Origin of the sequence: Prevotella communis, assembly GCF_022024115.1 — a bacterium.
GTDB lineage: Bacteria > Bacteroidota > Bacteroidia > Bacteroidales > Bacteroidaceae > Prevotella > Prevotella communis.
In genome coordinates this window covers 1,416,887-1,441,455 of record NZ_CP091792.1, presented here as the reverse complement: position 1 = coordinate 1,441,455, position 24,569 = coordinate 1,416,887, and the positions used below count along the sequence as shown (strand labels likewise).

Annotated in this window: 22 protein-coding genes, 2 tRNA genes and 1 pseudogene; 6 read left to right on the top strand and 19 right to left on the bottom strand. The window is 49.6% G+C overall.

What is annotated here, in order from left to right; genetic code table 11:
• Positions 1-25: 25 nt before the first annotated feature.
• The 9 genes from L6468_RS05635 to L6468_RS05595 all read right to left on the bottom strand — a co-directional run bounded on the left by L6468_RS05635 (position 26) and on the right by L6468_RS05595 (position 7,593).
• The gene (locus L6468_RS05635) at positions 26-442 is read right to left on the bottom strand and encodes a hypothetical protein (RefSeq protein WP_237796225.1); all 417 of its coding nucleotides are present in this window, start codon (positions 440-442) and stop codon (positions 26-28) included.
• 9 nt (positions 443-451) lie between these two features.
• Entirely contained in the window at positions 452-838 is a 387-nt protein-coding gene (locus tag L6468_RS05630; protein ID WP_237796223.1) for a hypothetical protein, read from the bottom strand.
• Positions 839-937: 99 nt separating this feature from the next.
• Complete coding sequence (locus L6468_RS05625; protein WP_237796649.1) at positions 938-3,205, bottom strand: DUF3987 domain-containing protein; 2,268 nt, start codon at positions 3,203-3,205, stop codon at positions 938-940.
• Between the two features lie 283 nt (positions 3,206-3,488).
• Positions 3,489-4,130, bottom strand: coding sequence for a BRO family protein (locus tag L6468_RS05620; protein WP_255779422.1), 642 nt, complete (start codon positions 4,128-4,130; stop codon positions 3,489-3,491).
• Between the two features lie 100 nt (positions 4,131-4,230).
• The gene (locus L6468_RS05615) at positions 4,231-4,512 is read right to left on the bottom strand and encodes a hypothetical protein (RefSeq protein WP_237796214.1); all 282 of its coding nucleotides are present in this window, start codon (positions 4,510-4,512) and stop codon (positions 4,231-4,233) included.
• A 213-nt stretch (positions 4,513-4,725) separates the two neighbouring features.
• The gene (locus tag L6468_RS05610) at positions 4,726-5,211 is read right to left on the bottom strand and encodes a hypothetical protein (RefSeq protein WP_237796212.1); all 486 of its coding nucleotides are present in this window, start codon (positions 5,209-5,211) and stop codon (positions 4,726-4,728) included.
• A complete protein-coding gene (locus L6468_RS05605; RefSeq protein ID WP_237793109.1) occupies positions 5,181-5,687 on the bottom strand; it encodes a hypothetical protein in 507 nt (168 codons plus the stop codon). The genes L6468_RS05610 and L6468_RS05605 overlap by 31 nt, the downstream gene beginning before the upstream one ends.
• A gap of 165 nt (positions 5,688-5,852) precedes the next feature.
• A complete protein-coding gene (locus tag L6468_RS05600) occupies positions 5,853-6,734 on the bottom strand; it encodes a helix-turn-helix transcriptional regulator (RefSeq protein WP_237793110.1) in 882 nt (293 codons plus the stop codon).
• 145 nt (positions 6,735-6,879) lie between these two features.
• Positions 6,880-7,593 carry a four helix bundle suffix domain-containing protein gene (locus L6468_RS05595; RefSeq protein WP_237796210.1) on the bottom strand — a complete coding sequence of 238 codons (714 nt, stop codon included), beginning with the start codon at positions 7,591-7,593 and terminating at the stop codon, positions 6,880-6,882.
• Between the two features lie 447 nt (positions 7,594-8,040).
• On the opposite strand from L6468_RS05595, the gene L6468_RS05590 reads away from it, so the two are divergent.
• Positions 8,041-8,574 (top strand): HU family DNA-binding protein, encoded by a 534-nt coding sequence (locus tag L6468_RS05590; protein ID WP_237796208.1) that lies wholly within the window; start codon positions 8,041-8,043, stop codon positions 8,572-8,574.
• A 70-nt stretch (positions 8,575-8,644) separates the two neighbouring features.
• On the top strand, positions 8,645-8,740 hold the full coding sequence (locus L6468_RS05585; protein WP_237796203.1) for a smalltalk protein: 96 nt from the start codon (positions 8,645-8,647) through the stop codon (positions 8,738-8,740).
• A 133-nt stretch (positions 8,741-8,873) separates the two neighbouring features.
• On the opposite strand, the gene L6468_RS05580 is transcribed toward L6468_RS05585, so the two are convergent.
• A complete protein-coding gene (locus tag L6468_RS05580) occupies positions 8,874-10,223 on the bottom strand; it encodes an ATP-binding protein (protein ID WP_091817197.1) in 1,350 nt (449 codons plus the stop codon).
• A 558-nt stretch (positions 10,224-10,781) separates the two neighbouring features.
• Here L6468_RS05580 and L6468_RS05575 point away from each other — a divergent pair.
• Together L6468_RS05575 and L6468_RS05570 are read left to right on the top strand one after the other, a co-directional pair.
• Positions 10,782-11,342 (top strand): HU family DNA-binding protein, encoded by a 561-nt coding sequence (locus L6468_RS05575; RefSeq protein WP_237796206.1) that lies wholly within the window; start codon positions 10,782-10,784, stop codon positions 11,340-11,342.
• 70 nt (positions 11,343-11,412) lie between these two features.
• A complete protein-coding gene (locus L6468_RS05570) occupies positions 11,413-11,508 on the top strand; it encodes a smalltalk protein (protein ID WP_237796203.1) in 96 nt (31 codons plus the stop codon).
• A 335-nt stretch (positions 11,509-11,843) separates the two neighbouring features.
• Here the strand turns inward: L6468_RS05570 and L6468_RS05565 are convergent.
• From L6468_RS05565 to L6468_RS05540, 6 genes and pseudogenes are all read right to left on the bottom strand, one after another.
• Positions 11,844-12,160: pseudogene (locus L6468_RS05565) on the bottom strand (hypothetical protein); the annotation flags it as partial.
• Positions 12,161-12,353: 193 nt separating this feature from the next.
• Positions 12,354-13,409 (bottom strand): TlpA disulfide reductase family protein, encoded by a 1,056-nt coding sequence (locus L6468_RS05560; protein ID WP_237796194.1) that lies wholly within the window; start codon positions 13,407-13,409, stop codon positions 12,354-12,356.
• A 114-nt stretch (positions 13,410-13,523) separates the two neighbouring features.
• A tRNA-Arg gene (locus L6468_RS05555) sits at positions 13,524-13,597 on the bottom strand.
• A gap of 29 nt (positions 13,598-13,626) precedes the next feature.
• A tRNA-Arg gene (locus L6468_RS05550) sits at positions 13,627-13,700 on the bottom strand.
• A 106-nt stretch (positions 13,701-13,806) separates the two neighbouring features.
• Positions 13,807-15,315, bottom strand: coding sequence for a TolB family protein (locus L6468_RS05545; protein ID WP_091815876.1), 1,509 nt, complete (start codon positions 15,313-15,315; stop codon positions 13,807-13,809).
• Positions 15,316-15,317: 2 nt separating this feature from the next.
• Positions 15,318-17,141, bottom strand: a complete 1,824-nt coding sequence (locus L6468_RS05540; protein WP_237796192.1) for a DUF6057 family protein — start codon at positions 17,139-17,141, stop codon at positions 15,318-15,320.
• Between the two features lie 122 nt (positions 17,142-17,263).
• On the opposite strand from L6468_RS05540, the gene L6468_RS05535 reads away from it, so the two are divergent.
• Positions 17,264-20,383: a glycoside hydrolase family 2 TIM barrel-domain containing protein gene (locus tag L6468_RS05535; RefSeq protein ID WP_489146328.1), complete on the top strand. Its 3,120-nt coding sequence runs from the start codon at positions 17,264-17,266 to the stop codon at positions 20,381-20,383.
• A 55-nt stretch (positions 20,384-20,438) separates the two neighbouring features.
• Here L6468_RS05535 and L6468_RS05530 read toward each other — a convergent pair whose 3' ends face one another.
• Complete coding sequence (locus tag L6468_RS05530; RefSeq protein ID WP_237796189.1) at positions 20,439-21,461, bottom strand: glycosyltransferase family 2 protein; 1,023 nt, start codon at positions 21,459-21,461, stop codon at positions 20,439-20,441.
• On the bottom strand, positions 21,454-22,794 hold the full coding sequence (gene mtaB, locus L6468_RS05525) for a tRNA (N(6)-L-threonylcarbamoyladenosine(37)-C(2))-methylthiotransferase MtaB (protein WP_237796187.1): 1,341 nt from the start codon (positions 22,792-22,794) through the stop codon (positions 21,454-21,456). Before mtaB ends, L6468_RS05530 begins: the two co-directional genes overlap by 8 nt.
• Before the next feature lie 258 nt (positions 22,795-23,052).
• Between mtaB and L6468_RS05520 the strand changes: the two genes are divergently transcribed.
• Positions 23,053-23,229, top strand: a complete 177-nt coding sequence (locus L6468_RS05520; protein WP_176757021.1) for a hypothetical protein — start codon at positions 23,053-23,055, stop codon at positions 23,227-23,229.
• Positions 23,230-23,383: 154 nt separating this feature from the next.
• Here L6468_RS05520 and L6468_RS05515 read toward each other — a convergent pair whose 3' ends face one another.
• Positions 23,384-24,535, bottom strand: coding sequence for a sodium ion-translocating decarboxylase subunit beta (locus L6468_RS05515; RefSeq protein WP_091815865.1), 1,152 nt, complete (start codon positions 24,533-24,535; stop codon positions 23,384-23,386).
• Positions 24,536-24,569: the final 34 nt, after the last annotated feature.

Here is a 24,569-nt window from a genome sequence, read left to right as displayed (position 1 = left end):
GCAATAGTTCGCAATTACAAATTCTTTATTCCCTCGCCATCATCCAGCCGCGCAGCATGGCGAACCAGTCGAAGCCTTCCAGACCGCACTCCTGAATGCCCATGGCAGCACCCAGCATAATCCAGCGGGCGGGCTTATCACTGGGGATGCCCAGGGGCTCATCGGCTCCGATGCCCGTCAGCCTGCATACATTCTCGATGTACCGCTTCGTGTTGTTCTCATTAGGCGGCGCCCACCGGTTGATTATCGCCCTGATGGTATAGAGCCTGTAATCATGATAGTATGTACGCGTCAACATCTTAAAAGCTGCACGCCAGCCATACGGCATTGTTTCAAACTGACAGAACTGAGGGTCTGTCTGCAAGGCCTTCAAGCCCTGCCATTTATCCTTTGAACGTCTTATATTCAGCGGATTATTATTTCTTATTCCTCGACTAATCATTTTTACTTTTTACCTTTTTCCTTTTTTATTTACGTTTATTGGTGTACTATTTGGAAAGGCTTCACTATAAGCCTTATCGAGCGCTTTCAGATTGACTTTCCGATAGCTGACGCCCGTTTTTACAGCCACGATAGCACGCAACAGTTCACGGTGCTTGCGCGGATAAAGACTCGGTATCGGCAGCTCGTTCCAGCCTTCCTGAGGCTCGTCGTCAACCACAGCCATGTGACACACCTCCCAGATAAAATCGTCGGTGGCTTCGCTGCCAAACCATGCCTTCAACACATTGCGGATGCAATACCGCTTACACTGACCTCCGAGGAGGCGCCTCGTGCGCTCCAGCCTGCGCCAGAGCAACACAAAGCATTCCTGCGAATTATTTAATTCTAAATTCATAATTCTAAATTTCAATATTCATAAAATCGATTTTGACCAAATGACCTTGACCATTTTGACCGCCAATGCGGTAGCAAATTTTTCACTCTTCACTATTCACTATACCTTTCTATACTTCCCATCCTCTTCCAGTACCACGAGCTTCTGTTTGCGCCAATTCTTCAGCATCTGCCGCACGGTGTTATGGTTCACGTTGGCACCCTTCACCGCCACCGATTGCTGCATAGCCTGCTCGAAAGAGAACTGGATGTCCAGTCGCTCAAAGATGGAGTCGTTCTTGCCGCGCTTGGTGCGCTCACCGTTCATATTGCCAGCATAGTCGCGACTCTGGAAGGCGTTCTCTATGCGGTCGCGGAAGAAGTAGAGCGCGTTCTCCAGCAGCGAGTCGGCTATCACGTCGTAGACCTCCAGCATCGTGAGCGTCTGCGCCTTCAGCAGCATCTCCTTCCATAGTCCCGGCTGCTGCTTCAACTGTGCCTCTGCTCCGGTCAGCCCGTGCTTCTGAATAAGGCTTTCGCACACCTTGCAGAGCATCAGACAGCACGTCATTCTTTGGGCTGTGACGCAGACGCGGAAGCGCTGACGGGCACGGGTGCGGTCGTCGTTCTTCATCGTCTCCAGTCGGATGCGCTCCACCCATTCACGGCCCTTGGCCTCCAGCTTGGGCAGCACCACCTCGCCATACATCAGCGGCAACAGATGGGCTATCTGCTGGATGCGGTCGCGCTGGCGGTCGGTCAGCACAGGCGGCTTGTCCTGCAGCGGTGCAAAGGTGTTATCGGGCGTGCGGGCCACGGCGATACGGCTCTGGAAACCGTCGGTGTAGTTGTTCACCACGCGATACAGCGCATCGGGCGTGCCGCACATACACACGTTCCACAGCAGTTTGTCGATATGCACGTTCACCGCGTCAGCACTGCGGGCCTCACGCTCGTACTTCGTACCGTCGTAGCTCTGGCGCAGCATCACGGAGAAGTCGCTCATCGTGGATTTCCACTTCTGCGCCACGGTATCGGCCTCGGGGGTAAACGAGAAGGCGTGCTTGCCCTCCGTGTTGGCCAGACGCTCGGCCAGGTTGGCCACCGTATTGTTCAGCGTCAGACAGCGCACGGGCAGTTTCGGTTCCTCAGGCTGCTCCTTCTTATTCTTCGCCGCCCGCTTCTTGGCACGCCACTCGTCCTCCTGCACCTGGTACATCTTGTCGAGCGCCTGCACCTCACTCATCCACGCCTCCACCACGGGGTCGATGCCACCCTTGCCGCTGGCAAAGTCGCCGGCGATATAGGCAATCAGGTTCAGCCCTCGCTTCTGCCCGTGCACATCCAGCGTCACGCCCGTGGCCAGCGTGCCGATACAGGGGCAGATGGCGGTGATAACGGGCATGGAGAGCTGAGGACCGACGGCATCGATGGAGTCGCGGATGCCCATCGGCATTCGCTTAAGGGAAGAGGGAAGAGTGAAAAGTGAAGAATTTGCTACCGCATCTTCACTGTCATCCTCATCCGCTAGGCCCTCCTCCCCTTTGGGGAGGTCGGGAGAGGTTAAGGCATTCAGTGTGTTGCGCAGCCTCTGCGGAAATCCGTTGTACTCCGAACTCAGTGCACTCTTAATCTTCGCCCGTTTCTCCTCTTCGGGGAACCCGTTGTAGCAGGGAATCACCTGATCCAGCCAGTCGGCGTTCTTGCCACAGATATGCCTCAGGTCGCAGGCCAACTGATAGGTCAGCGTGTCGCGGTCGCCAATGGTCGGTTCAAACCCGTGGTTGTTCAGCTCCCAGTACTTCCGGATGATATCCGTGAAGGGGATGCCGTGGTAAGAAGAGGGGAAAAGAAGAAGACTCTCCCCCAGCAGACTCTCCCCCATCCCCTCCCTGTGAGGGAGGGGCGTAGATAGAAGACTCTCCCCCATCCCCTCTCTGTGAGAGAGGGGCGTAGATAGTTCAGCTACTTGTGATTGTCCTTGAGTCTGACCACTCCCCTCTCTGAGCAGAGAGGGGCTGGGGGTGAGTCTGAATATCTCATCATCCAGAAATAAAAGATCCTCGGCGCTCCCCGTTGTCGTGAAAAACACCCTCGTGATGTCCTTAGCACCATCGTCGTATTTGACCTCCAGCAGTTCACTCGCCCACTTCAGGTTCTCCTCCTGCGATAGCTCCGGACGGCGACGGAACACCAGGTGATAACCACCGCCGCGGGCACTCTCCTCCAGCATCAGCAGACCCAGTTCCTCCTTCTTCTGCAAGATGCGCTCACGCACCGCGGGCATCTCCTCCTTGGTCAGGTGGTCTATATCCATGCCCACCGTGGTGCTCATCGTCTTTGAGCCCTTCAGCGAGCCGTCTTCATTGGGCAGGCACGAGTAGTTCATCTGCACCAGCTTCGATTTCAGACCTTCCTCGCCTGCTCGGATACGCTCCACCAACCGCCGCTGCTCGCCGCCATTCCTCAGACTCAGATACTCCTCTCTCGTGAGGACAGGGCGCATCCTCTTCGCCCCATCCTTATAATAAATATAATGTACACTCATATAAAAAGACCCCCTCCCTGCCTCCCCCTGAATGGGGAGGAGTAGTTAGTTGGGGTAATATTAGTTATTAATTGGAAAATCTATTCACTCCCCTCTCTGAGCAGAGAGGGGCTGGGGGTGAGTCTTAGAAGTTCGGGTATCCCAGTTTAGAATTAAGGTAGTGCAGTCCCTGCATCGTCCACGTCATATAGGTGCGTATTTTCTTCTCGCCCTTCAATGAATAGGAGACGTGGGTGCGCAGGCGCACGAAGTCGCGGTCGGCAAGGTCGTCAGAGATGTTCCAACGCCCGCCGCGTCGATACTGGATGCCCATGTCGCGAAGCACGGCATTGAACTCAAAGACCGTCATGTTAAAGGTCTTCGCCACCTGCGTCGCCGTCAGCGTGTCCTCGGCATCCTCGTTGAGCAGGGCCAGCGCAGGGAGCTGCTGTGGCAACTCGTAGCGGCCTGTCTTGCGAATAGAGGGGAGTACCTCTGAGGTCACCCACCGCTTGAAGGCCTTCGCCTGTGGAAGTTTCGATGAAAGAATCAGGGAGTAGAGACCAGATTCGTTGATAAAGATAACTTTCTGATTTCCACCGGGGGTGGACAAAACGGCTCCCCCTTTGTCCTCATCGTCTACGTGAATGCGGATGGCTTTATTAGAGTCGCTGTACCCCAGCGCCTGAGCCACATCTTTGCCCACGAACATAATTTCATTATTAACTTGGCAAGTGCGAACCTCGCCGAAAACTTCGTTTGTAAATATTTGGATTGCTGTTTTCATTGTTTGTTGAAAATTACGAGCTTTGGAAAAGCGAAGATTGTTTGAGCTCATTTCATCCGGATACTTCTCCGCTCGTCTTTCAACTCAAGTTTTTACCTTTTTACCCTTTTACCTTTATCAGGTCTGTCGCCAGTATTTCCTGGAACGTCTGTCCCTGATATTCGTGTGTAGAGAATCGGAGGGTGGCGATGACGATGTCACCCTCGTAGAACCTGCACGCCGCCAGATTACCCAGCATAGCGCACACATACTCATTTTCAAACTTGCCGCCCAGCTCCTTCAGCACTATCGTGCACTTCTGGATAACGCCCGACTCCTGTTTACTTGACTGTACGCTGAAGGCCTCGCCCTGGCGTACCACTTTCAAAATCTTTGTTTCCATTTGTTGTTATTAAAAATCTGTTATTATAAATTTGTTATTATGTTACTGTGTCTTTAAAAACCCATTACTCTGTCTTTAAAACCCATTACTGTGTATCAATATGTCAAAGAGCGCCTTGTCGTTGTTCGACGATGCAAAAGTACACACAAAAAATGGGTGCCTAAAGAAGCTTTAGACACCCATAGAGGTATTTATAGAACTATAAAACTATTCCTATAACTCTAATTCCTTACGAAGTTGATTCAGTAGTCTGATAATGCGTTCAGAAGCACCTTGCATTTCCCAGCGACTGACGTGAGTTTTAAACAGGGAATTGTGGCAGAAGGCATTGGCAATTGTGCCAGACGTACATTGATAGTCGCGTTTCTTTGAGTAAGGCAGTTTCTCTACCATCCGTTCAAAGCCGCTTTGCGTCAAGTCTTTATTATGGAAGTCGTCACGACATACACAGTACACCACCGCATACGCACTGTTACCCCAGAAATACTCCTGACAGTTCTCAATGGCTCGCGCCAGCGTCGCTACATCGGGCTGCTCATCATCCTGAGGCGCGTCTGGCGCCTTTGTCTCCGGTACGTGCTGGTTGACCGTCGCACCGGGCATGGCAAACACGCAGCCGCGGATATTGCCGTTGAATACCTGACAGTTTGAGCCCGCCTCAAAATTGTTCACAACATTTTTCTGATTGTCTTTTTCCATTTTTTCTTGTTCTTTTTGATATCGTTACGTTTCTTGTTATTCTTATTCCTGTCGCTCTGCACTTTGCCAAACTTACCGCTCACCCGGTCGTTGAACACCTGCGAACTGCTGCCCGCCTCGAAGTGGTTGTGAATCTCCATAGGCTTCGCACGCACCTCCGTCTCCAGGTGCTGTCGCTCCGTCTCCAGATGCTGGTTTCTCGCCTCCAGCAGTTGCCGTTGCAGGTCGTCTATCTCCTGTTGGTGCTGACGGCGCAGATCTTCTATCTCCTGATCCCGCTGCTCCAGCTGCTCGTTCAGGTCGTCCACCTCCGCCTGCAGCCGCTCGTTCTCGGCCTGGATATCGCCAATCACCTCCGTGGCCCGTGCCAGTCCGTCCAGCATTTTCATCTGTTCCATCATTCTTTCGCGCTCCCTGTCGAGCGCACGCCTGGCGCCATCGCTCCAATCTCTCAGTTCGTCAAAATTTACGTCCATTCTCTTCTAAGAATTTATAGTCCGTGAATATTACCACTACCGCAATGATATAAATCCAAAAAATCGCATCCATAATCTTAATGTTTTTAGTTCGACATATATTGATTTCGGATTGCAAATATACAACAGAGGGTGTCCCAGAAACCGGGGACACCCTCTTGAGATTTAATATCTATTAAGCATTTCTTTTATGATTTTACACATTTTAAGGCGAAGTTCAGGCGGGTCGACCACTTCCACGCCATGGTCGTATTTCAGCAGTTCGCCTAGGAAGTCGGGCGTGGGCCTGACGTCGAGCGTAAAGTCGGTATAGGCCTCGGTCGTGTCTGCCACCCGCTGCGAGTGGTGAAGTGGCAGCGTGCGCAGGTAGTTGGCCGTCTTGCCGTAGGCACGCACCACCACGTGCGTCAGCGGCGTTGTCTCGTCGGTCAGCACACCGTAGTATTCGCCGAAGTACTGCTCTGACGAGAAGTCGGCTGGCATCACGAAGGTCTCGTCGGTCATCTCTACCGACAGCATGCGGTCCAGCGAGTAGGTAGCCATGTGGTGACCCGTAAACACCAGCAGATACCAGCGACGTCCCCACAGCTTCAGCACGTAGGGCTCCACCGTCTTCTCGCTCACCTCACAGCCGAAGCGCTGGTAGCGCATGTGCAGGCGGCGGTTCAGTCTGATGGCCTTGATTATCATCGGCAGGAACTGCTCGCCCTCGGGCACGCTCTCCAGAATGATGCGGTCCTTCACCGTCGAACTGTCGGCCAGTGCCACGTTCACCGTCATCGTCGACAGCAGCCAACTCTCAATCGAATGGTCGGCCAGCTCGCCCGGGTTCGAGAAATAATACTGGTACTTCTCGTCGCACTCCATCATCAGGCCAAACAACTCGAAGATTTTGTCACGATAGCGGTTGAACGACGAGCGATAGAGCGTGTCGCCCATCTTGTCGGCCGTCCATTTCTCCTGCAGCGCCTTCAGCGTGAGGCGCTCGTTCTGCCTGATGGTCGTTATCAGCCACAGGCACTGTCGTATTGTGTTGCTTTGATACATAGTATTTGATTCTAGTTGAGACTAGTCAAACTAGTCAAACTAGTCAAACTAGTCAAACTAGTCAAAACTAGTCAAAACTAGCAAAAACCAGTTCCAACTAGTCACACCAGTTCAAACTAGTTCAGCTAGTTAGAACTAGTTTCCTTTATCCTCTCCTCTTTTCCCTTTCCTGCCGCAGTAGCACCTCCAGATGGCGCTTCTCATTGAGAAGCTGCTCAATGCGCTGCTCCAGGATAGGCACCTGCTGACGCAGGCTCTTGTTCTCTTCCCTCAGCCGCTGCAGGTCTTCGTCTATGCCCTTTCTGTAGCCCGTGCGGGCCGCATACATACGCTCCTTGATGCCACCCTGAGTGACAAACTGCTTATCAAGGCCACTCAGATAGGTCTTCATCATCTTGTCTGTCATGTGCAGCAGGGTCAGCGCCACGTTGCATTGCTCCTCGTCGCCCCACCGTTCAAAATAGGGTTCATAGTCGCTCACTTTATTATGCTGCCTGCAAAACTTCAGCAGCGTGTCGTAGCGGGGATTACCACTACCCCACACGGTAAGATGACGCGTGCAGAGGTAGTCTTCATAGTCTGCGCGCAGTTCCTTTAGCGACGAGCGTGCCACATTCAGCAGTTTCAGCTGCAGCTCTGTGGATGTCATGCCATCGGCAAATCCCTCTATAATATTCTGCTTTCCCGAGCGTGCCGCCTGTATCATCTGATCTACAGTGCGGTCAGCCTTAGCAGGCAGGAAGCGCTTGGCAAAATGAAATGTCAGCGCATACAGCACTTCTGTCTTCTGATAAAAGAAGAGGTCCTGGTATTGCACCTCGTTCTGCAATACCTTCGGAATTTCCTTATCCTTGTCCATTTTTACCTTTTTACCTTAATAGAACCAATAATTTACCTGCAAAGGTACAAAAAAATCCCGCTCTATTTGTGGTAGAACGGGAAAAAATATTGTGGTCATTTGGTCAAGGTCATTTGGTCAAAATCAATTTCGGGAACGCGGTCATTGCTCACTATATATAAATATAAATATTTATATTATAGTGGCGGATTTTGACAATCAGTTTTCGATTTTGACAAATGACCAAATGACCAAATGACCGCGCAAGACACAAAAATAGACAAAATAATCTTGGATATGTATTCGTAGACCGCAATGGAAATGTAGTACCTTTGCATTGTCAAAAATGAGCAACACGCCGTATCGCTGACAGCAAAACGCCGGCTCGCTGAAAGCAACACGCCGTTTCTCTCAAAACGACACAAATAAATCTTAAATCTCAAACCTTAAACCTCACAATTAAAAACTATGGGAACAATTGAAATTAAGAAGGTGGAACGCAAGGTGACTGTGGGCAAGAAGGGCGAGCAGCGCCAGCAGGTGAAGAAGACCTACGGTAAGATTATCTATCGCGGCACAATGCGACTCACCGACATGGCCGAGCACATCATGAAGCACGGCAGTATCTATACCGAGGACGTGGTCATCGGTGTGATCACCAAGCTGAAGAGCTGCATGCAGGAGATGCTGGCCGACGGCTACAAGGTGAAGCTCGACGGCATCGGAACCCTCTACCCTGTCCTCACCTCCAAGGGCGTCAGCGACGCGAAGGACTTCAGCGCCTCTGAGAACGTCACCCGCCTGGGCATCGCCTTCCTGGCCGACCAGAGCAAGAAGTCTGCCTACAAGGCTTCCGCCATGCGACAGGGCGCTACGCTGAGCACCCAGCTGTACAGCGAGCTGACGGGCGAAGACACTCCTGAGCCTGGCAACTCCGAGGAGAACGGCGGCGGCAGTTCTAGCTCCGAATCTGGCAACGGCGGTGGTCCCGTCAATCCTTAAACTAAGGGGGTCGCGAAACGCGACTCCCTAAATCCTAAGACAAAAGTTAAACCGTTAAAACTAAAGCATTATGAAGAACAAGACATTATGGAAATTCGCGATTCAAACAGCCATTAGTGTGCTGTCGGCCATTGCAACGGCACTGGGAGTAACCTCGTGCATGTAATACATGAAACATGAAACATTAAACATGAAACATTAAACATGAAACATGAAACATTAAAATGGGGAAATAGTTAATTACAGGAAGAGCCACACCGCGTGGCTCTTTTTCATTCCTGCCATCTCTACTATATGTCTTATAAAAAGGGCACCATGTAAACAGGCACCATCAGTGTCTCTTCATCCTTGCGAAAATCTTTTGTATAAACCAGATATCGCCATAATACCTCTTTCGAGAATTTTTTGCAGAACTCGTCGAGCGACACATGGGTCTTATAACCCGACGACTTCACTTCTATAGGACAAAGCTTATTACTGCGTGACAACAGGAAGTCAATCTCATAGTTATGCTTACCGCTTGGCGTGGGCCATGTGTGATAAAACAACTCGTTACCACCAGCCTTTAACATCTGAGCCACCACATTCTCATACACATAGCCCAGGTCGGCACTCAACTTATCAGAAAGCAACTTCTGATAGATGATATTCTCCGTAACATCTTTGTCCCAGAATGCGAGCGTGATAAACAGACCCGTGTCACCCACAAACATCTTATACTGGTCCTTATCCTTATGCAAAGCCAAACCAACTGACGGATTGTTTGCATGATAGGCAAAGTTCACACAAAGGCTATCCTCCATATCCTCCAGCAACTCGTCCATATCCGTATTTTCGGCGCTGCGTCCCAATACACTCATCACCTGATAGCGAGAAGCGTTTTTTGACAGCTCTGACGGAATGGCCTTAAACAGTCGCGAAGCCTTGCCAGAAGGGTCAATCTTGCGAAAATCGTCAGTATATAGGTCGATGATTTCACGCTTGGTCTGATCTACCTCACTCAGGTTGTTAGTATCCAGATAGGTGTTAACAGCCTGTGGCATACCTCCAACCAGCATATACAAACGGAAGTCGCGCAGCAATTGTCTGCTCACCTGATCACCAACCGTACGTTTCGATTCAAAAGCCTCCTTCAGAAGCGGTAAAGTCACCTGGTCACCCAATGCCCAACGAAACTCCTCATAGTCCATAGGATACATCGTGACGCGAGTTTCCTCGCTGGGGATGGTGATGCCCTGCGTATTCTTCTTGATAGACAGGAGCGACCCCGTCTCGATAAAGTCGTAGCGATGGTCCTTTACCATATACTTGATGGCCTGTCGCACCTGCGGTGCCTTCTGTATCTCATCGAAGATAATCACAGATTTTCGTTCCACCAACTTCACCTTATAGATAAACTGCAACTGAAAAAAGAAGTTGTCCAAATCGGCAATATTCTTCACTGCTTCCCAAACGCCATCTGGCGCATTTGCAAAGTCTACCACAATGTATGAGTCATACTCACGCTTGGCGAACTCCTCAGCAATCGTTGATTTTCCCACACGTCGTGCACCCTTTATAAGCAGCGCCGTCTTGCCGTCCTTGGCCTGTTTCCAATTCAGCATCCGCTCATAAAGTTTTCTCCTGAATATGCGATAATCTGTATCCATACCTCAAAATGTTTTTAGTTTCTGAGGGCAAAATTACACATTTTTGTAGAAATCTCAAAGTTTATTCATGAAAAATATGTAGAAATCTCAAAATCTTTGATAATAACAGGGGTTGACCTGTCAGCTCTTGACCTTTGGGTGATAAATTCGTCTAAAACCTTACAATCTTACATCCTTACAATCTTACATTTGGTATAAAAAATGCGGGAAGAAAATTAAGTAATATAATAATATTATAATATTATTATATTACTTAACTCCTACCTCACAAAAAAATATATGAAATGTAAGATTGTAAGATTGTAAGATTGTAAGATATTCATGTTTTCATATTTCTTGACAAAGAATATTTGTTTGTATCGCTTTTTATGAGTACCTTTGCATTGTCAATAAGGGATAAATATTGCGCCCTAACTAGCGAGAAAAATTTTCCTAGTGCACGAGGAAATTTGGAAGCACGAAGGCACTATAGAGCCCCGAATTCGACAAAGGTAAAAAGATTAAACATTAATAATTAAACATTAAAATTTTAATAACCATTTAAAACACATTTAGATTATGTCAATGAAAGTAAAAGCAAAAGAACAGTTGCAGAAGGTAGGCACCTACGCTGGTAAGTATCGCTACGTGATGGTGCCTGAGTTGTACACCGCCCTCACACAGGACAAGGTAATTAAGGAGGCTGCCCTTCGCAGCGGTGTGAGCCAGGGTGTGATGAAGGCCTGCTGGGATGCAGCTGGCGAAGTGATTAAGGCATGGGCTACAGAAGGCCACTCGGTTGCCCTGCCCGGACTGGGAAGCATGCGCTTCGGACTGCGCAGTAAGTCTGTGGAGAATGTGAACGATGTAAAGGCCGGTCTTATCAGTAGCCGCCGTATCATCTTCACGCCCAGCGTAGACCTGAAAGAGGAACTAGCCAGTGCCGCCATCCAGATCACCTGCATCGACAGGGACGGCAAGGAGGTGAAGCGCGTCACCTCAACCTCGGGCGAGGTGGAAGATCCGGAGGATCCTGAGAACGGCGGAGGCGGAAGCTCGGAGAATGGAGCCACGGAGTCAGGGAATAACGGAGGCACGGAGAGCGGAGGCGGCGAAAGCGGTGGTCCCGTCAATCCTTAAACTAAGGGGGTCGCGAAACGCGACTCCCTAAATCCTAAGACAAAAGTTAAACCGTTAAAACTAAAGCATTATGAAGAACAAGACATTATGGAAATTCGCGATTCAAACAGCCATTAGTGTGCTGTCGGCCATTGCAACGGCACTGGGCGTAACCTCGTGCATGTAATACATGAAACATGAAACATGAAACATGAAACATTAAAATGGGGAAATAGTTAATTACAGGAAGAGCCACACCGCGTGGCTCTTTTTCATTCCATCAAAAAAAAGGAAAGGCTCGCTTCACAGCGAACCTTTCCCGATAACTAAATTAATCAACCATAAACCTTAACCATTAAAAATCTTTTTATGTACTGCAAAGGTACGAAAAAAGGTTGAGATATATGTTGAATATTTGTTATAAGTGGTTCAAAAATTATTAAATATCAGATTTCCGACCAATTTAAGCGAATTTTAAACCATTTATCACAAATGATTTATTCTAAAAAAGCTAACAATACGTTATTTCAGTCGTTTGTAGCCGTAGACAGCCGTATCGCCCAGTTCCTCCTCAATACGGATGAGCTGATTGTATTTGGCCATGCGGTCGCCAATCTTCTCGGTCAGTTTTACCCAGTTGTCCCAGTCGTTCTCGTCGAGTCCGTCCTCGATAGAGTCGATAGGATACTTGGTGATGAGTTGTTCCAGATAGGCAATCTGCTCGTCGGCTGAGAGAGTGCATCCTCAATGCCGTCAAAATCAGGTGCATAGCCACCCTCGTCGCCCACGGCAGTAATTACCTCTTGAATCGAGGATCTCTCTTGCATGAATCTTTTCAATTTTCATATGTCTTGTCTTAATTAAAATTGCACCATGGTTGTTTTCACGGTGCAAAGGTACGGCAAATAAAAAAGGTGCGCAATACCTAAAATCGAGTGTTTTAAGTATTACGCACCTATCATGAACTGCCAAAGCAGATTAATCAGAAGTAGGTATTCAGCATCCTATCCGTCAATGCCCAGACGAGTATGGTTATTCAGGGAAGACTTCAGCCAACTTTTGCTCAATAGCGTCCATACGGTTGTTGCCTCGAACAAGGATGGTGCCGTCAGGAGCAAAGAGGATGAGTTCAGGGATGGCGTCGATGCCATAGAGTTCGGATGCCACGGCCTGCGAGTTGAGGATCTGGGGGTAAGGGATAGCATCGTCCTTGATGGCACGCAGCGTGGCCTCGGGCTTATCTTTCACGGCTACGCCAAGGGCTGTAAAATTGCGGTCTTTATACTTCTCGTGCAAGGCAATGACCTTGGGGATTCCTGCACGACAGGGACCGCACCACGAGGCCCAGAAGTCAACGAGCACATACTTGCCGCGGCCCACATAGTCGCTCAGGTGGGCGGTCTTGCCGTCGTACTCCACGGCAAAGTCACGGAACCTTTCGCCCTCCTGCGGACGGGTAAGCAGCGTGTTCAGCCTCTCCACGTACTTAACGGTGACAGGATGCTGCTGTACAACCTCGCCACACTGGCTGATGAGTGCCAGCACCTTCCTGGCTTCGGGCACCGTAGAATGGGGCAATGCCGTGAGCATCAGCGCCGCGGTAAGGTCGTTGCGATGGGCAAGGATATAATCCTTGGTGAGCTGAACGGCTTTGTCCTTATCGCCAGCCTCACTGGCTTTGCCTATCTCGCGCGTGGCATCAAACAAGGCATCATTGAGCGGGGTGCCTCCTACACGGCACGACATCCAGTCGTCCTGCGTGATGACGATATCACCTGCTTCGAGGATAAGCGGGAAGCGATTAGTACGGACACCGTTCTGGATCTGTGACTCCAGCAGCAGGGCTGCTATCTGGGGCTTTTCCACCCTGCCGCTGATAGCAATCTTATTGCCTTGCAGGGCACATTTCTCCGTGATAGGCTCCTGACTGACGAAGTCGGCCAGGTAGAAGCTGTCAACCTTGACGTTTTCCTTAGCATACTCTTCATTCAGCAGACTAACGTCGCAACTCACTGTATAAGTGTTTTGTGCCTGTCCCGTCATAGCGGCGAGGCCGAGCAATGCAGAAAGAATACTCTTCTTGTTCATATTGACTTTTAAGTTAAAGTACTATTTATATATACGCTCAACTTGGTAAAAATATCGCGTCTATGGTTGTTAATAAATAAAAAAATAAAGAGAGGTCTCAAATACCTCTCTTTGTGATTCCGGCGGGATTCAAACCCACAACCTTCTGATCCGTAGTCAGATGCTCTATTCAGTTGAGCTACGGAACCTCCGTTCCTTTGTCGCAAACCTTTGAATGTGATTCCGGCGGGATTCAAACCCACAACCTTCTGATCCGTAGTCAGATGCTCTATTCAGTTGAGCTACGGAACCTCGTTCCTTGTTTGCGGGTGCAAAGGTACGCACTTTTTTTATATTCACCAATTTTTTTGAGGTATTTTTTTCAAAATAGGTGTATTTTTTTGGATTTTCTGAATTATTAGTGAATATTTTTCAATTTTCGGACGTATTTTACTGGTTCACCCTCGTCATTCTTCAGCACATCTGCAAAACGCTGGGGTGTTATTTCCACGGGTCCGGATACGAATTCAGGGATATTATAGCTCTTCATGAACTGACGATGATAGTCGGGATCAGCCTGAGGCAGCGCAAAGGGTTTGGATGCCCTACCCTGCTGGTCAACATGCGCAAAGAAGGGACGGGTGAAATTACCATCCTCGCGTCGGGTGCTGACTACGAGCCAGCGTCCATTGCTGGACCAAGAGTGATAGCTCTCAGTATCGTCGGAGTTGATACCCTCCATAGGCTTGCACTCACCCGTGGCAAGATTGAGCATCCAGAGATCAGCCTCGTGGTGCCAGATATGGAAGCAGCCATAGTTACCCAGGGTGAAGACCAGGAAGCGTCCATCGGGCGAGATGCGAGGCAGCGTGGCACTCTTGCCAAGGGTATCGGCATCGAAGACCAGCTGGCGCGGACCAAAGGTCATCGTCTCGGCATCAAACGACTTGCGATAGATATTATAATGCAGTTCGCTATAGCGGCGGATAACCTCTACATCCTTGGACACCGTATCACGGAACTCAAAATGTGCGCTGCAATAATAGAGGCTCTTGCCATCGGGTGCCCAGAAGGGGAACACCTCAAACTCAGTAGAGTCGTTCTCGATATTCGTCACCTCGTTGTTCCTGACATCATAGGCTATGATATCGCTGGCGGAATCGAACACCTCAATCTTATTCTTATGGCGCGTATGGAACGATTGTCCCGTCTTGTTGGTAGAGAACACCACCAAGGGCAATGTGGGATGCCAGGTGGGATAGACACCTGCAGAGAGCAGGGAGTCGTTGCGCATATTGACCTTGCTGACCTTGCCATCATAGACCATGATGGTGCCACCATGATTCTGACGGGCATGGAAGAGCATGCGCTCAGGATTATATTGCTGGAAATTGTGGCAGTTGACACATTGGCCATCCTGTTCGGTGCTGCACAGCAGATTGTCGACCATCACCTTCTCGTCGTACGTCTCAAGGCAACGCTGATTCAGCGTCAGTTCCTCGTAGGTGACATAGGAAGGAGAGATAAGACGATAGCAGAGATAAGCGTCAATACTGTCGGCAGACACATGATAGGCAAAGGGCTTGAAGCGCTTCCACTGTCCGCCATTGCAGGCAAAGACCTCAACGGTGATATCGTGGCCCTGGGCAGCAGCTGTCAACTGATGCCAGTCATCAACAGAAGGCTGGGCCTTGACACCGCCACACACCAGTTCCATATCGCCATAGGAGAAACGCGTCACCACCTCGTCGGCCTCCTGCTCCAACTGGAACGAGAGCGGAGCGATATTCACAGGAATGGTCACATCCGTATAGTCGGGATATATCTTAGGCAAATGCTCGTCTTCGATAAAACTGTCAGGAACCTTCGTTCCACATGAGGCCAACGCCAGGAGTGCCCCAAGGCACAATAAATGGATATATTTCATAATCAATACAACTTCTGATTTCTAATAAGGAAATAGTCATAGTAGAACGTATGACCAAAACGGGGATAGAAGACGGGACGCATCTGGGCCTCCGTCATGCCGGCACAACTCTGGGCCAGCTTCATGAAATTCTCGTAGTCCTCCTTGACCTGGGCATCGAAAGGCATGCGACTGATATCAACCTGATGCTCCAGATTGCCATAGAGATAGGCTGCCTCCTGATAGTGACGAGGCATCAGCTTACCCTGATGCAGAACGGCATACTTATTGAACCTGGGCCAGAAGGTAGGAATATCCTTGGTCCAAAGGGCAGCAAAGAGCACCAGTTCCTGCATCTCAGGATCATCCGTCTCAACATTGACCAGAAGGTGCATCAGGAAATACTCAACCAGTCCGTTGTCACTACTCAGCTGATCCTTGAAATCACGCAGATGGAACAATGGGCCGTATTCCTTGCTGGCCTTCAACTTCTCACGATGATGCAGGTACTGCTCCTGCTGTTCGGCCCACGCCTTATGATAGCGCGTGTGCTTCAGGATATTGATGTATTTTGCAGCCACCTCATATTCCTCGTCCATCAACGAGCAACGAATCATGTACTTCAGATAGACGGCACGCCAGCCATACTCCACACCATCCTCCAGACACCAGCGGTGACAGAAGTTAAGCTGACCAAAATAGAAATAGATATCACGGCCAACGACCTGCGTCATACGGATGTCTATCGGGGTGTTGCTGGCCTTGGCTCCCTGACGATAATGGTAGGCCTCATCACCCAGGCGTCCCAGGCGGAAGAGCGCCAGGTTCTTCATCATCACGATGCTGCGGGTAGGTTCATCCTGCAGGTTGGCGGCCTCACGGATCACGCCATTCCAGTCGCCAGCCTCCATAGCACGGTTCATGGCCAGTTCCTTATGGAAATTATAGTCCTTATACCAGTATTTCTGAACGCCATACACAAGACCGCCTATCAGCACACATTGAACCAGGCCCCAGATGACAGGCTTGCGAACCTGTCCGCTGCCCCATAGGCCATAGCTGAGCGCCATCAAGGCATAGAAGACGGTGAGCAGGATGAAGGGGATGTAATAGCTGGCGAAGAAATCGTCCATCTCAAAGAGTGGAAGAGCCGTGAAATAGATATCCTCGGAATTGGTCTGATAATAGCATTGCTGATAATAGATCATCGGCACAACGATGATTGCGGCCAACGCCAGGAAGGTATTCAGGAGTCGCAGTTTCAGGGACATGTCCTTCAGGCGCCAGGAAAGCAGACCCATGAGTGCCACTGCCAGCAAGCCATAAAAGCCCAGCAGCGGGTAAAGCACGGCCGAACCGGCAACGATATACGCAGGACGGACCATCTTAGGCAGGCACCTGAAGCCCCACACGCTGGCGATGCCGGCAGTAAGACCGATGGTGGCCACAAAGAAATAGCCTCGCAGTTTCAGGTAATAAATCCAATAGCCCAGTTCCACATTGCTCAGCAGCAACAATGCCACAGGAACGAGCAAAACCGTGAGCCACTTCAACGGCACCTTAAAGGTAAGGGCCGAGAGAGCCAGCAGCACAGCCCACCAGGCACACAGGATGAGCACGCCAAGCCACGAGTGATAGAAGAAGTCGGTGAAGAAGGTACCCAGATACGTCAGGATGCCACCCGAAACGACCATCTGCTGCTTAAAAAACAATGCTGTATCAAGGAACAGGTTCAACTCCTGGACCTTCCAGAGATAGTTCTCCTCATAGTGCACCAGAGCCCACGCTATCAGGCCGAAAGCTACCGTTACAAGGAGCAAAGGAATGATGTTAAGTTTATGTTTCATGCGATTTTTCGTTATTGTGCGTGCAAAGGTATAAAAATTATTCTACAAATTGAATCAGAATCGGAAATAATTTCGTAACTTTGCACGAAATAGTAAACTATCAATAACTACATTAATTATTTATGCTCAAACATTTCTTTTTAGCATTAGCGCTAATGACTACGGCACAAGGATTTGCTGCCGCGGAACCGGAATGGAAGAATCCGGCAGTCAACCAGATTAACCGTGAGGCGCGTCGTGCAGATTTCTTTGCTTTCGAGAATGCCGGACTGGCTAAGACAAACGACAAGACGAAGTCGGGTCGATACTTGTCGATGGAAGGCAAATGGCGTTTTAACTTCGTGAAGGACCACAACCTGGCACCTGCCAATTTCTTCTCGTTGAAGTTTGACGATTCGAAATGGGTGGACTTCCCCGTACCTGGTCTCTTTGAGATTGAGGGCTACGGTGACAAGACCTACAAGAACGTGGGTTATTCATGGGGTACCACATTCAACAGTAATCCTCCCTTTATCGGTGAGACCAACAACTACACGGGTTCTTACCGACGTGAGTTCAACCTGCCCAGCGACTGGAACGGACAGGAGGTTTATTTCCATGTGGGGTCGGCAACAAGCAACCTGAAGGTATGGGTCAACGGTAAGTTCGTAGGCTACTCAGAGGATTCAAAGGTAGCTGCCGAGTTCAACATTACCAAGTACCTGAAGAAAGGCAAGAACCTGATTGCCATGCAGGTGATGCGCTGGTGCGACGGCTCTTACCTGGAGGACCAGGATTTCTGGCGCTTCACAGGTATTGCTCGCGAGGTATATCTGTATGCCCGTCCGAAGATGCATATCGAGGATTTGACAGTCAGCCAGGACTTTGTTGCTGGCAAAGGTGTACTGAAGATTGACGCAAAAGCGCCGAAGGGAACGACCATCGAGCAGCGTCTGGAAGACAAGAACGGCAATGAGGTAAGTCTTGAGAACGTAAAGCCCTGGTCGGCCGAGGTGCCCAACCTCTACAACGTGATTATCACATTGAAGAAGGGCGACAAGGTGCTTGAGGTCATCCGTCAGCGCGTAGGTTTCCGTCATATTGAGATCAAGGGCGGTCAACTGTTGCTGAACGGTCAGCCTATATTAATAAAAGGTGCCGACCGTCATGAGTTGGACCCTGATGGCGGTTATATCGTCTCTATAGAGCGCATGATCCAGGACATCAAGATTATGAAGCAGTTGAACATCAATGCCGTGCGCACCTGCCACTACCCTGACGATCCCCGTTGGTACGACCTCTGCGACGAGTATGGTATCTATCTGACAGCCGAGGCCAACCTGGAGAGTCACGGCATGGGCTACGGAGAGCGCACACTGGCTAAGCGCGCGGATTTTGAGAAGATGCACCTGGAGCGCAACCAGGGTAATGTCATGTCGTTCAAGAACCATCCATCTGTCATCGTATGGAGCCTGGGCAACGAGGCGGGCTATGGTCCTAACTTCGAGAAGGCTTACGACTGGATAAAGGCTACCGACAAGACTCGTCCTGTACAATATGAGCAGGCTGGCCAGAACGGCAAGACAGACATTTTCTGTCCGATGTACTATGGCTACGAGGGTTGTGAGGCTTACTCGAAGGGCAGCAATCCCCGTCCACTCATCCAGTGTGAATATGCCCACGCCATGGGTAACTCCATGGGTGGTTTCAAGGAATACTGGGACCTGGTACGTAAGTATCCGAAATATCAGGGTGGCTATATCTGGGACTTCGTGGATCAGGGTATGCGCGACAAGAGTCCTGTAACAGGACGCACCATCTTTACCTATGGTGGCGACTACGGTAAGTATCCTGCTTCCGACTATAACTTCAACTGTAATGGTATCATCGCACCAGACCGTCGCCTGAACCCTCATGCCTACGAGGTAGGCTACTACTATCAGAGCGTATGGGTGAAGGATGTGGACCTGAAAGCTGGTAAGTTTGAGATCTACAACGAGAATTTCTTCAAGACGCTCGACGACCTGCAACTGGAATGGTTTGTAGGTGGCGCAGGCAGTCATCACCATGAGAGTGCTAATCGTCCCAGCGGCATGACCTTTGGCCACGGAGGCACTATCGATATCAGTGGCATCCAGCCACAGCAGCGCAAGGTGATCACCTCTGAAGAGATGCAGAAGGTCATTGAGCGCGTATTGGGTCATCATGGTGACAACGAGATTTTCGTTTCGTTCTACTTCAAGTCAAAGAACGGCGCACCTCTCATAGAGAAAGGTCAGGTACTGGCAAAGCAGCAGTTCTGCATCAACGAGTACAAGTATCCTGAACTGAAACAGGAGACAGCTGAGGTTCTGAAGGAAGAGACCAACACTTACGTGAAACTCTCTGCTGCAGGCACCGATCTCTATATCGGTCGTTGGAACGGATGGATAGACTATCTGACTGTGGATGGTCAGGATATGCTGCAGTTCCGTGAGAGCATCGTGCCTGAGTTCTGGCGTGCTCCAACGGATAATGACTATGGTGCTCAGCTGCAGAATCGCTTCTCTGCCTGGAAGAGTCCTGAGACAAGGGTGAAAGATTTCAAGACAGGCGACAATTCCGTTACCGTCACCATAGAGCTGCGCGAACCCGCCACTCGCACGGCAGGTCCAAGAAACCGCGATGAGCGTCGTCCGGCTTTTGCCATCCTCACAATGACCTACACCCTCACTGCTGATGGTGAAGTGATTGTACGTGAGCAGCTGAAGCCTGAGGGTGAAGCCAAGATGAGCGAGATGTTCCGCTTTGGCATGGGTATCCAGATGCCTAAGCAGTACGACCAGGTGGAGTATTACGGACGTGGTCCTGTCGAGACCTACAGCGACCGTAAGGATTCTGAGTTCCTGGGCGTGTATAGGAATGCCGTGAAGGATGAGTATTTTGAGTATATCCGTCCACAGGAGAGTGGTAACCACGTTGACGTACGCTGGTTCTCAGTCATCAACCAAAGCGGAAAGGGGCTGCAGTTCTATTCCAACGCACCGATGGAGGCTTCTGCCCTGCCCTACACCACTGGCCAGCTTGACGACGGTCCTCATAAGGACAAGGCTTGGGGACGTCATAGTGGCGACCTGGTTCCGTCAGGTTACACCAGCGTTCATATCCAGCAGCGTCAGTTGGGCCTGGGTTGCGTGAACTCATGGGGTGCATGGCCTCGCAACGAGTATCGCGTTCCTTTCAAGGAGTATGACTTCACATTTGCCATCAAGCCTTTGAAATAAAGGAAAGGCAATACAACAAAAGCGGCACCCATTGGAAAATGAGTGCCGTTTGTTTTTATTGTCCTAACTGACTGAACGTCCTACAGCCTTTTGCATAGTATCGCCAAAGCAACAGGAATGGCGCGAACTCTGCATCATGGGCAGCTACCCTACTTTGCTGAATCTGCTGACGGTCGTTTTTAAAATCCCTGCGCCAGCGCTTAAAGTCGCGACGGGCTCGGAAAATGGCTTTGAAGTCGCCCACGTTACGCTTCAGCAACAGCGTCTGGAAAGCAGCCAGGTAATCCAGGAACCAACGCGAGCGCATCACGGGCTTCAGGTCTTTCTCTGGCAGGCACTTGTACAGCATCGTCAGGTTATTGCGGAAATTCAGGTAGGTCTTCATGGGGTTCGACTTTGGCAGCGTACCACCTCCTACATGATAGACTTTACTCTCAGGCAGGCAGTAGAGCTGGTAACCGCGGATACGCATACGCCAGCACATCTCAATCTCTTCCTGATGGGCAAAGAAGCGGCCATCCAGTCCGCCCACCTCTTTATATATACGCGCACGCACGAGGAGAGCTGCACCTGTAGCCCAATGTATCTTTGCAGGCTCATCATATTGTCCTTGGTCTTTCTCGACGACATCAAAGACTCTTCCGCGGCAGAACGGATATCCATAACGGTCCAGATAGCCACCGCATGCACCTGCATACTCAAAACTGTCGCGCTGATAAATGCTCAATAGTTTGGGTTGACAAGCTGCAACCTCAGCATGTGCGTCCATAAATGCAAGCAGGGGCGTCAGCCATCCTTTGGTTACCTCTATATCGCTATTCAGCAGCAGATAATACTCGGCATCAACCTGTTCCAGGGCTTTGTTATAGCCCTCAGCAAAGCCCCAGTTCTTTTCCAGCAGGATCAACTTCACTTCAGGGAACAGTTCCTTCAACAAGGTGATACTCTCATCTGTAGAGGCGTTATCAGCTACATAGACCACGGCCTCGTCCCTTGAATATTCCAATACGCTGGGCAGATACTGGCGAAGCATCTTTGCGCCATTCCAGTTTAATATGACGATAGCTAACTTATCCATTGATAATCGTGGCTTTTAAGGCGGTCTTATCGTGGTTGAAATCACCCATGCGCACCCGAATCAGTTCATTGTCAAATTCTGGTTTTGCGTCTGCAGGCGACAGTTCTACACGAATATAATTCTTGGTAAACCCATGCATGGCACGTCCGCGCGTAGCCTTCTCAAAGAGTACCTCAGCTTCCTGGCCAATATACTGTTCATAGAAACTGATGGTCTTCTCGTCAGACAGTTCCAGCAATCGCTTGCTACGCAGTTTTTTCTCCTTCTCAGGCACCACATAGTTGATCTTCAGAGCTGATGTGCCTGGACGCTCTGAGTATGGGAACACATGCAGTTGGGTGACGGGCAGGGACTTGACAAACTCATAGGCATCCTCGAAGCACTCGGGTGTCTCACCTCTGCATCCCACCATCACATCCACGCCGATAAAAGCATCGGGCATCTGTTCCTTGATACGCATGATCTTATCAGCAAAGAGCTGTCGGTCGTAATGACGATGCATCAGGCGCAACACTTCATCACTGCCACTCTGTAGGGGAATATGGAAATGGGGCATAAAGGCACGACTCTCCCTGGCACAGTAGTCAATGAGTTCGTCGCTGAGCAGGTCGGGCTCCAGACTGCTGATTCGATAACGACTGATGCCCTCTACACGGTCAAGGGCTTTCACCAGGTCGATGAATTTCTCACCCGTGGTCTTACCGAAGTCGCCAATATTCACACCCGTGAGCACGATTTCCTTTCCTCCCTCTGCTGCTGCCTGTTCTGCTTGTGCTACCAATGAAGCTATCGTTGGGTTACGACTGAACCCTCGCGCGTACGGTATAGTACAATAGGTACAGAAATAGTCGCAGCCATCCTGCACCTTCAGAAAATACCTGGTACGATTTCCCCTTGAACACGATGGCGCAAAGGTCTTGATATCTTTGGTCTTCTCAGTCTTGTAAGTCGCGATATTATTACGGTTAACAAAAGCTTCTGACAGGAACTGCACGAGATTAGCCTTCTCATTAGATCCCAACACCAGGCTCACGCCCTCTATCTTACTCACAGTCTCGGCTTCCAACTGGGCATAGCAACCTGTCACTACTACAAAAGCGCCAGGATTCTCGCGTACCATTCTATGAATAGCCTGACGACATTTATGATCGGCCACATCGGTCACCGAACAGGTATTTATCAGACAGATGTCGGCTGGCTCGCCCTTATGGGCTGTGCGGACGCCCATCTCCTGAAGCATCCTACCGAAAGTTGATGTCTCAGAAAAGTTCAACTTACACCCTAAGGTATAATATACTGCTGTTTTGCCTTGAAAGGCAGATGTATCTATCATATCATTTATCTTCTGTTTTGCAAAGGTACACATTAATTGGCGAAAAACACGCTTTTTTGTCTTAATTTCATTTAAGTGTCGTTTGTATACTATTTTTAACATTTCATATCCAACTGATTTACAGGCATTTACAAAAAAGTTACAAAAATCATCAAAAAAAAATTGAAAAAAATGTATCATCGTATCAAAAAAATACCTACCTTTGCATCGTTTTAATAAACAAATGATTGTTTTACAGATTTAAAAAGCAAAAAAGAAATGAAAAAGATTGCATTTATGTTCGCAGTTGCAGCTATGTTCGTAGCTTGTGGTGGTAATGGTAACAAACCCGCTGAGGAGGTTGCTACAGATTCAATCGCTGAGGTTGACACTACTGTTGTTGACACTACTGTTGTTGACAGCGCTGCCGTTGATACAGCTGTTGTTGCTGAGTAATTTAGCGAACTAAAGGAAACGTGAGGATATATCTTCTGATATATCCTCTTTTTTTTGTGTTCAAAAAATAGCCCCCTATTAGCATACAAACGATGAGCCGCAATCCCTGATAATCCGAGATTGCGGCTCATGATATTTTATGTACCTGACTTCATTACGACAGGAAACCCAGAAGAGCACCGGCAGCAACGGCGGAACCGATGACACCAGCCACATTGGGACCCATAGCATGCATCAGGAGGAAATTGTGACGGTCGTACTCCAAACCCATATTATTACTGATACGAGCTGCCATAGGAACGGCACTGACACCAGCATTACCAATCAGGGGGTTCAACTTCTTATCCTTGGGCAGGAAGAGATTCATGAACTTCACGAAGCACACGCCGCTGGCGGTGGCAATAGCAAAGGCGAAGGCACCGATGGCGAAAATAAACACGGTGTTGAGTGTAAGGAACTCGCTGGCCTGCGTAGAGCAACCTACGGTGAGACCCAGCAGTACCACCACGATATCATTCAAGGCATTGCCTGCCGTCTTAGCCAAACGGGTGGTCTTACCACTTTCCTTCAGCAGATTGCCAAAGAACAGCATACCCAACAGGGGTAAGGCTGAAGGCACGATGAAGGTGGTGATAAGGAGTCCGATAATGGGGAACAGGATGCGCTCGGTCTGACTGACCTGACGCGAGGGTTTCATCTTGATAACGCGTTCATTCTTGGTGGTGAGCAGTCGCATCAATGGGGGCTGAATCAGTGGCACCAACGCCATATAGCTATAGGCACACACGGCAATGGCTCCCATCAGGTTGGGCGACAGCTTTGAAGAGAGGAAGATGGCGGTAGGACCATCGGCACCACCGATGATAGCGATACCTGCAGCTTGGTTAGGTTCGAAGCCCAACGCCAAAGCCAGCATATAAGCACCAAAGATACCAAACTGCGCAGCAGCACCGATCAGCATCAGCTTAGGGTTGGCCAGCAGAGCCGAGAAGTCGGTCATAGCACCTATACCCAGGAAGATAAGAGGCGGATACCAACCCTGACGCACGCCTTGATAGAAGATGTTCAGTACGGAGTTATCCTCATAGAGGCCAATCTCCAGACCGGCATCGGCACGGAAAGGGATATTACCCAAGATGATACCTAAGCCAATAGGCACCAGCAGCAGGGGCTCGAAATCCTTTTTGATAGCCAGATAGATAAAGACGGCACCTACTATGATCATAAGCAAGTTGCCCACCGAGGCATTGGCAAAGCCGGTATAGGTGAGGAACTCGTTGAAATTGTCAATGATAAACTGGAACATAATTCAAAAATTATCAATTATCAATTCACAATTA

What these genes read in the sequence shown, in the direction of transcription:
- L6468_RS05585 (WP_237796203.1), top strand. Translation starts at nt 8,645, where the DNA reads ATGAAGAACAAGACATTATGGAAATTCGCGATTCAAACAGCCATTAGT.
- L6468_RS05575 (WP_237796206.1), top strand. Translation starts at nt 10,782, where the DNA reads ATGTCAATGAAAGTAAAAGCAAAAGAACAGTTGCAGAAGGTAGGCACC.
- L6468_RS05590 (WP_237796208.1), top strand. Translation starts at nt 8,041, where the DNA reads ATGGGAACAATTGAAATTAAGAAGGTGGAACGCAAGGTGACTGTGGGC.
- L6468_RS05530 (WP_237796189.1), bottom strand. Translation starts at nt 21,461, where the DNA reads ATGGATAAGTTAGCTATCGTCATATTAAACTGGAATGGCGCAAAGATG.
- L6468_RS05520 (WP_176757021.1), top strand. Translation starts at nt 23,053, where the DNA reads ATGAAAAAGATTGCATTTATGTTCGCAGTTGCAGCTATGTTCGTAGCT.
- L6468_RS05540 (WP_237796192.1), bottom strand. Translation starts at nt 17,141, where the DNA reads ATGAAACATAAACTTAACATCATTCCTTTGCTCCTTGTAACGGTAGCT.
- L6468_RS05515 (WP_091815865.1), bottom strand. Translation starts at nt 24,535, where the DNA reads ATGTTCCAGTTTATCATTGACAATTTCAACGAGTTCCTCACCTATACC.
- L6468_RS05605 (WP_237793109.1), bottom strand. Translation starts at nt 5,687, where the DNA reads ATGGACGTAAATTTTGACGAACTGAGAGATTGGAGCGATGGCGCCAGG.
- L6468_RS05615 (WP_237796214.1), bottom strand. Translation starts at nt 4,512, where the DNA reads ATGGAAACAAAGATTTTGAAAGTGGTACGCCAGGGCGAGGCCTTCAGC.
- L6468_RS05595 (WP_237796210.1), bottom strand. Translation starts at nt 7,593, where the DNA reads ATGGACAAGGATAAGGAAATTCCGAAGGTATTGCAGAACGAGGTGCAA.
- L6468_RS05560 (WP_237796194.1), bottom strand. Translation starts at nt 13,409, where the DNA reads ATGAACAAGAAGAGTATTCTTTCTGCATTGCTCGGCCTCGCCGCTATG.
- L6468_RS05630 (WP_237796223.1), bottom strand. Translation starts at nt 838, where the DNA reads ATGAATTTAGAATTAAATAATTCGCAGGAATGCTTTGTGTTGCTCTGG.
- L6468_RS05570 (WP_237796203.1), top strand. Translation starts at nt 11,413, where the DNA reads ATGAAGAACAAGACATTATGGAAATTCGCGATTCAAACAGCCATTAGT.
- mtaB (WP_237796187.1), bottom strand. Translation starts at nt 22,794, where the DNA reads ATGATAGATACATCTGCCTTTCAAGGCAAAACAGCAGTATATTATACC.
- L6468_RS05635 (WP_237796225.1), bottom strand. Translation starts at nt 442, where the DNA reads ATGATTAGTCGAGGAATAAGAAATAATAATCCGCTGAATATAAGACGT.
- L6468_RS05625 (WP_237796649.1), bottom strand. Translation starts at nt 3,205, where the DNA reads ATGAACTACTCGTGCCTGCCCAATGAAGACGGCTCGCTGAAGGGCTCA.
- L6468_RS05600 (WP_237793110.1), bottom strand. Translation starts at nt 6,734, where the DNA reads ATGTATCAAAGCAACACAATACGACAGTGCCTGTGGCTGATAACGACC.
- L6468_RS05545 (WP_091815876.1), bottom strand. Translation starts at nt 15,315, where the DNA reads ATGAAATATATCCATTTATTGTGCCTTGGGGCACTCCTGGCGTTGGCC.
- L6468_RS05610 (WP_237796212.1), bottom strand. Translation starts at nt 5,211, where the DNA reads ATGGAAAAAGACAATCAGAAAAATGTTGTGAACAATTTTGAGGCGGGC.
- L6468_RS05580 (WP_091817197.1), bottom strand. Translation starts at nt 10,223, where the DNA reads ATGGATACAGATTATCGCATATTCAGGAGAAAACTTTATGAGCGGATG.
- L6468_RS05535 (WP_489146328.1), top strand. Translation starts at nt 17,264, where the DNA reads ATGCTCAAACATTTCTTTTTAGCATTAGCGCTAATGACTACGGCACAA.
- L6468_RS05620 (WP_255779422.1), bottom strand. Translation starts at nt 4,130, where the DNA reads ATGAAAACAGCAATCCAAATATTTACAAACGAAGTTTTCGGCGAGGTT.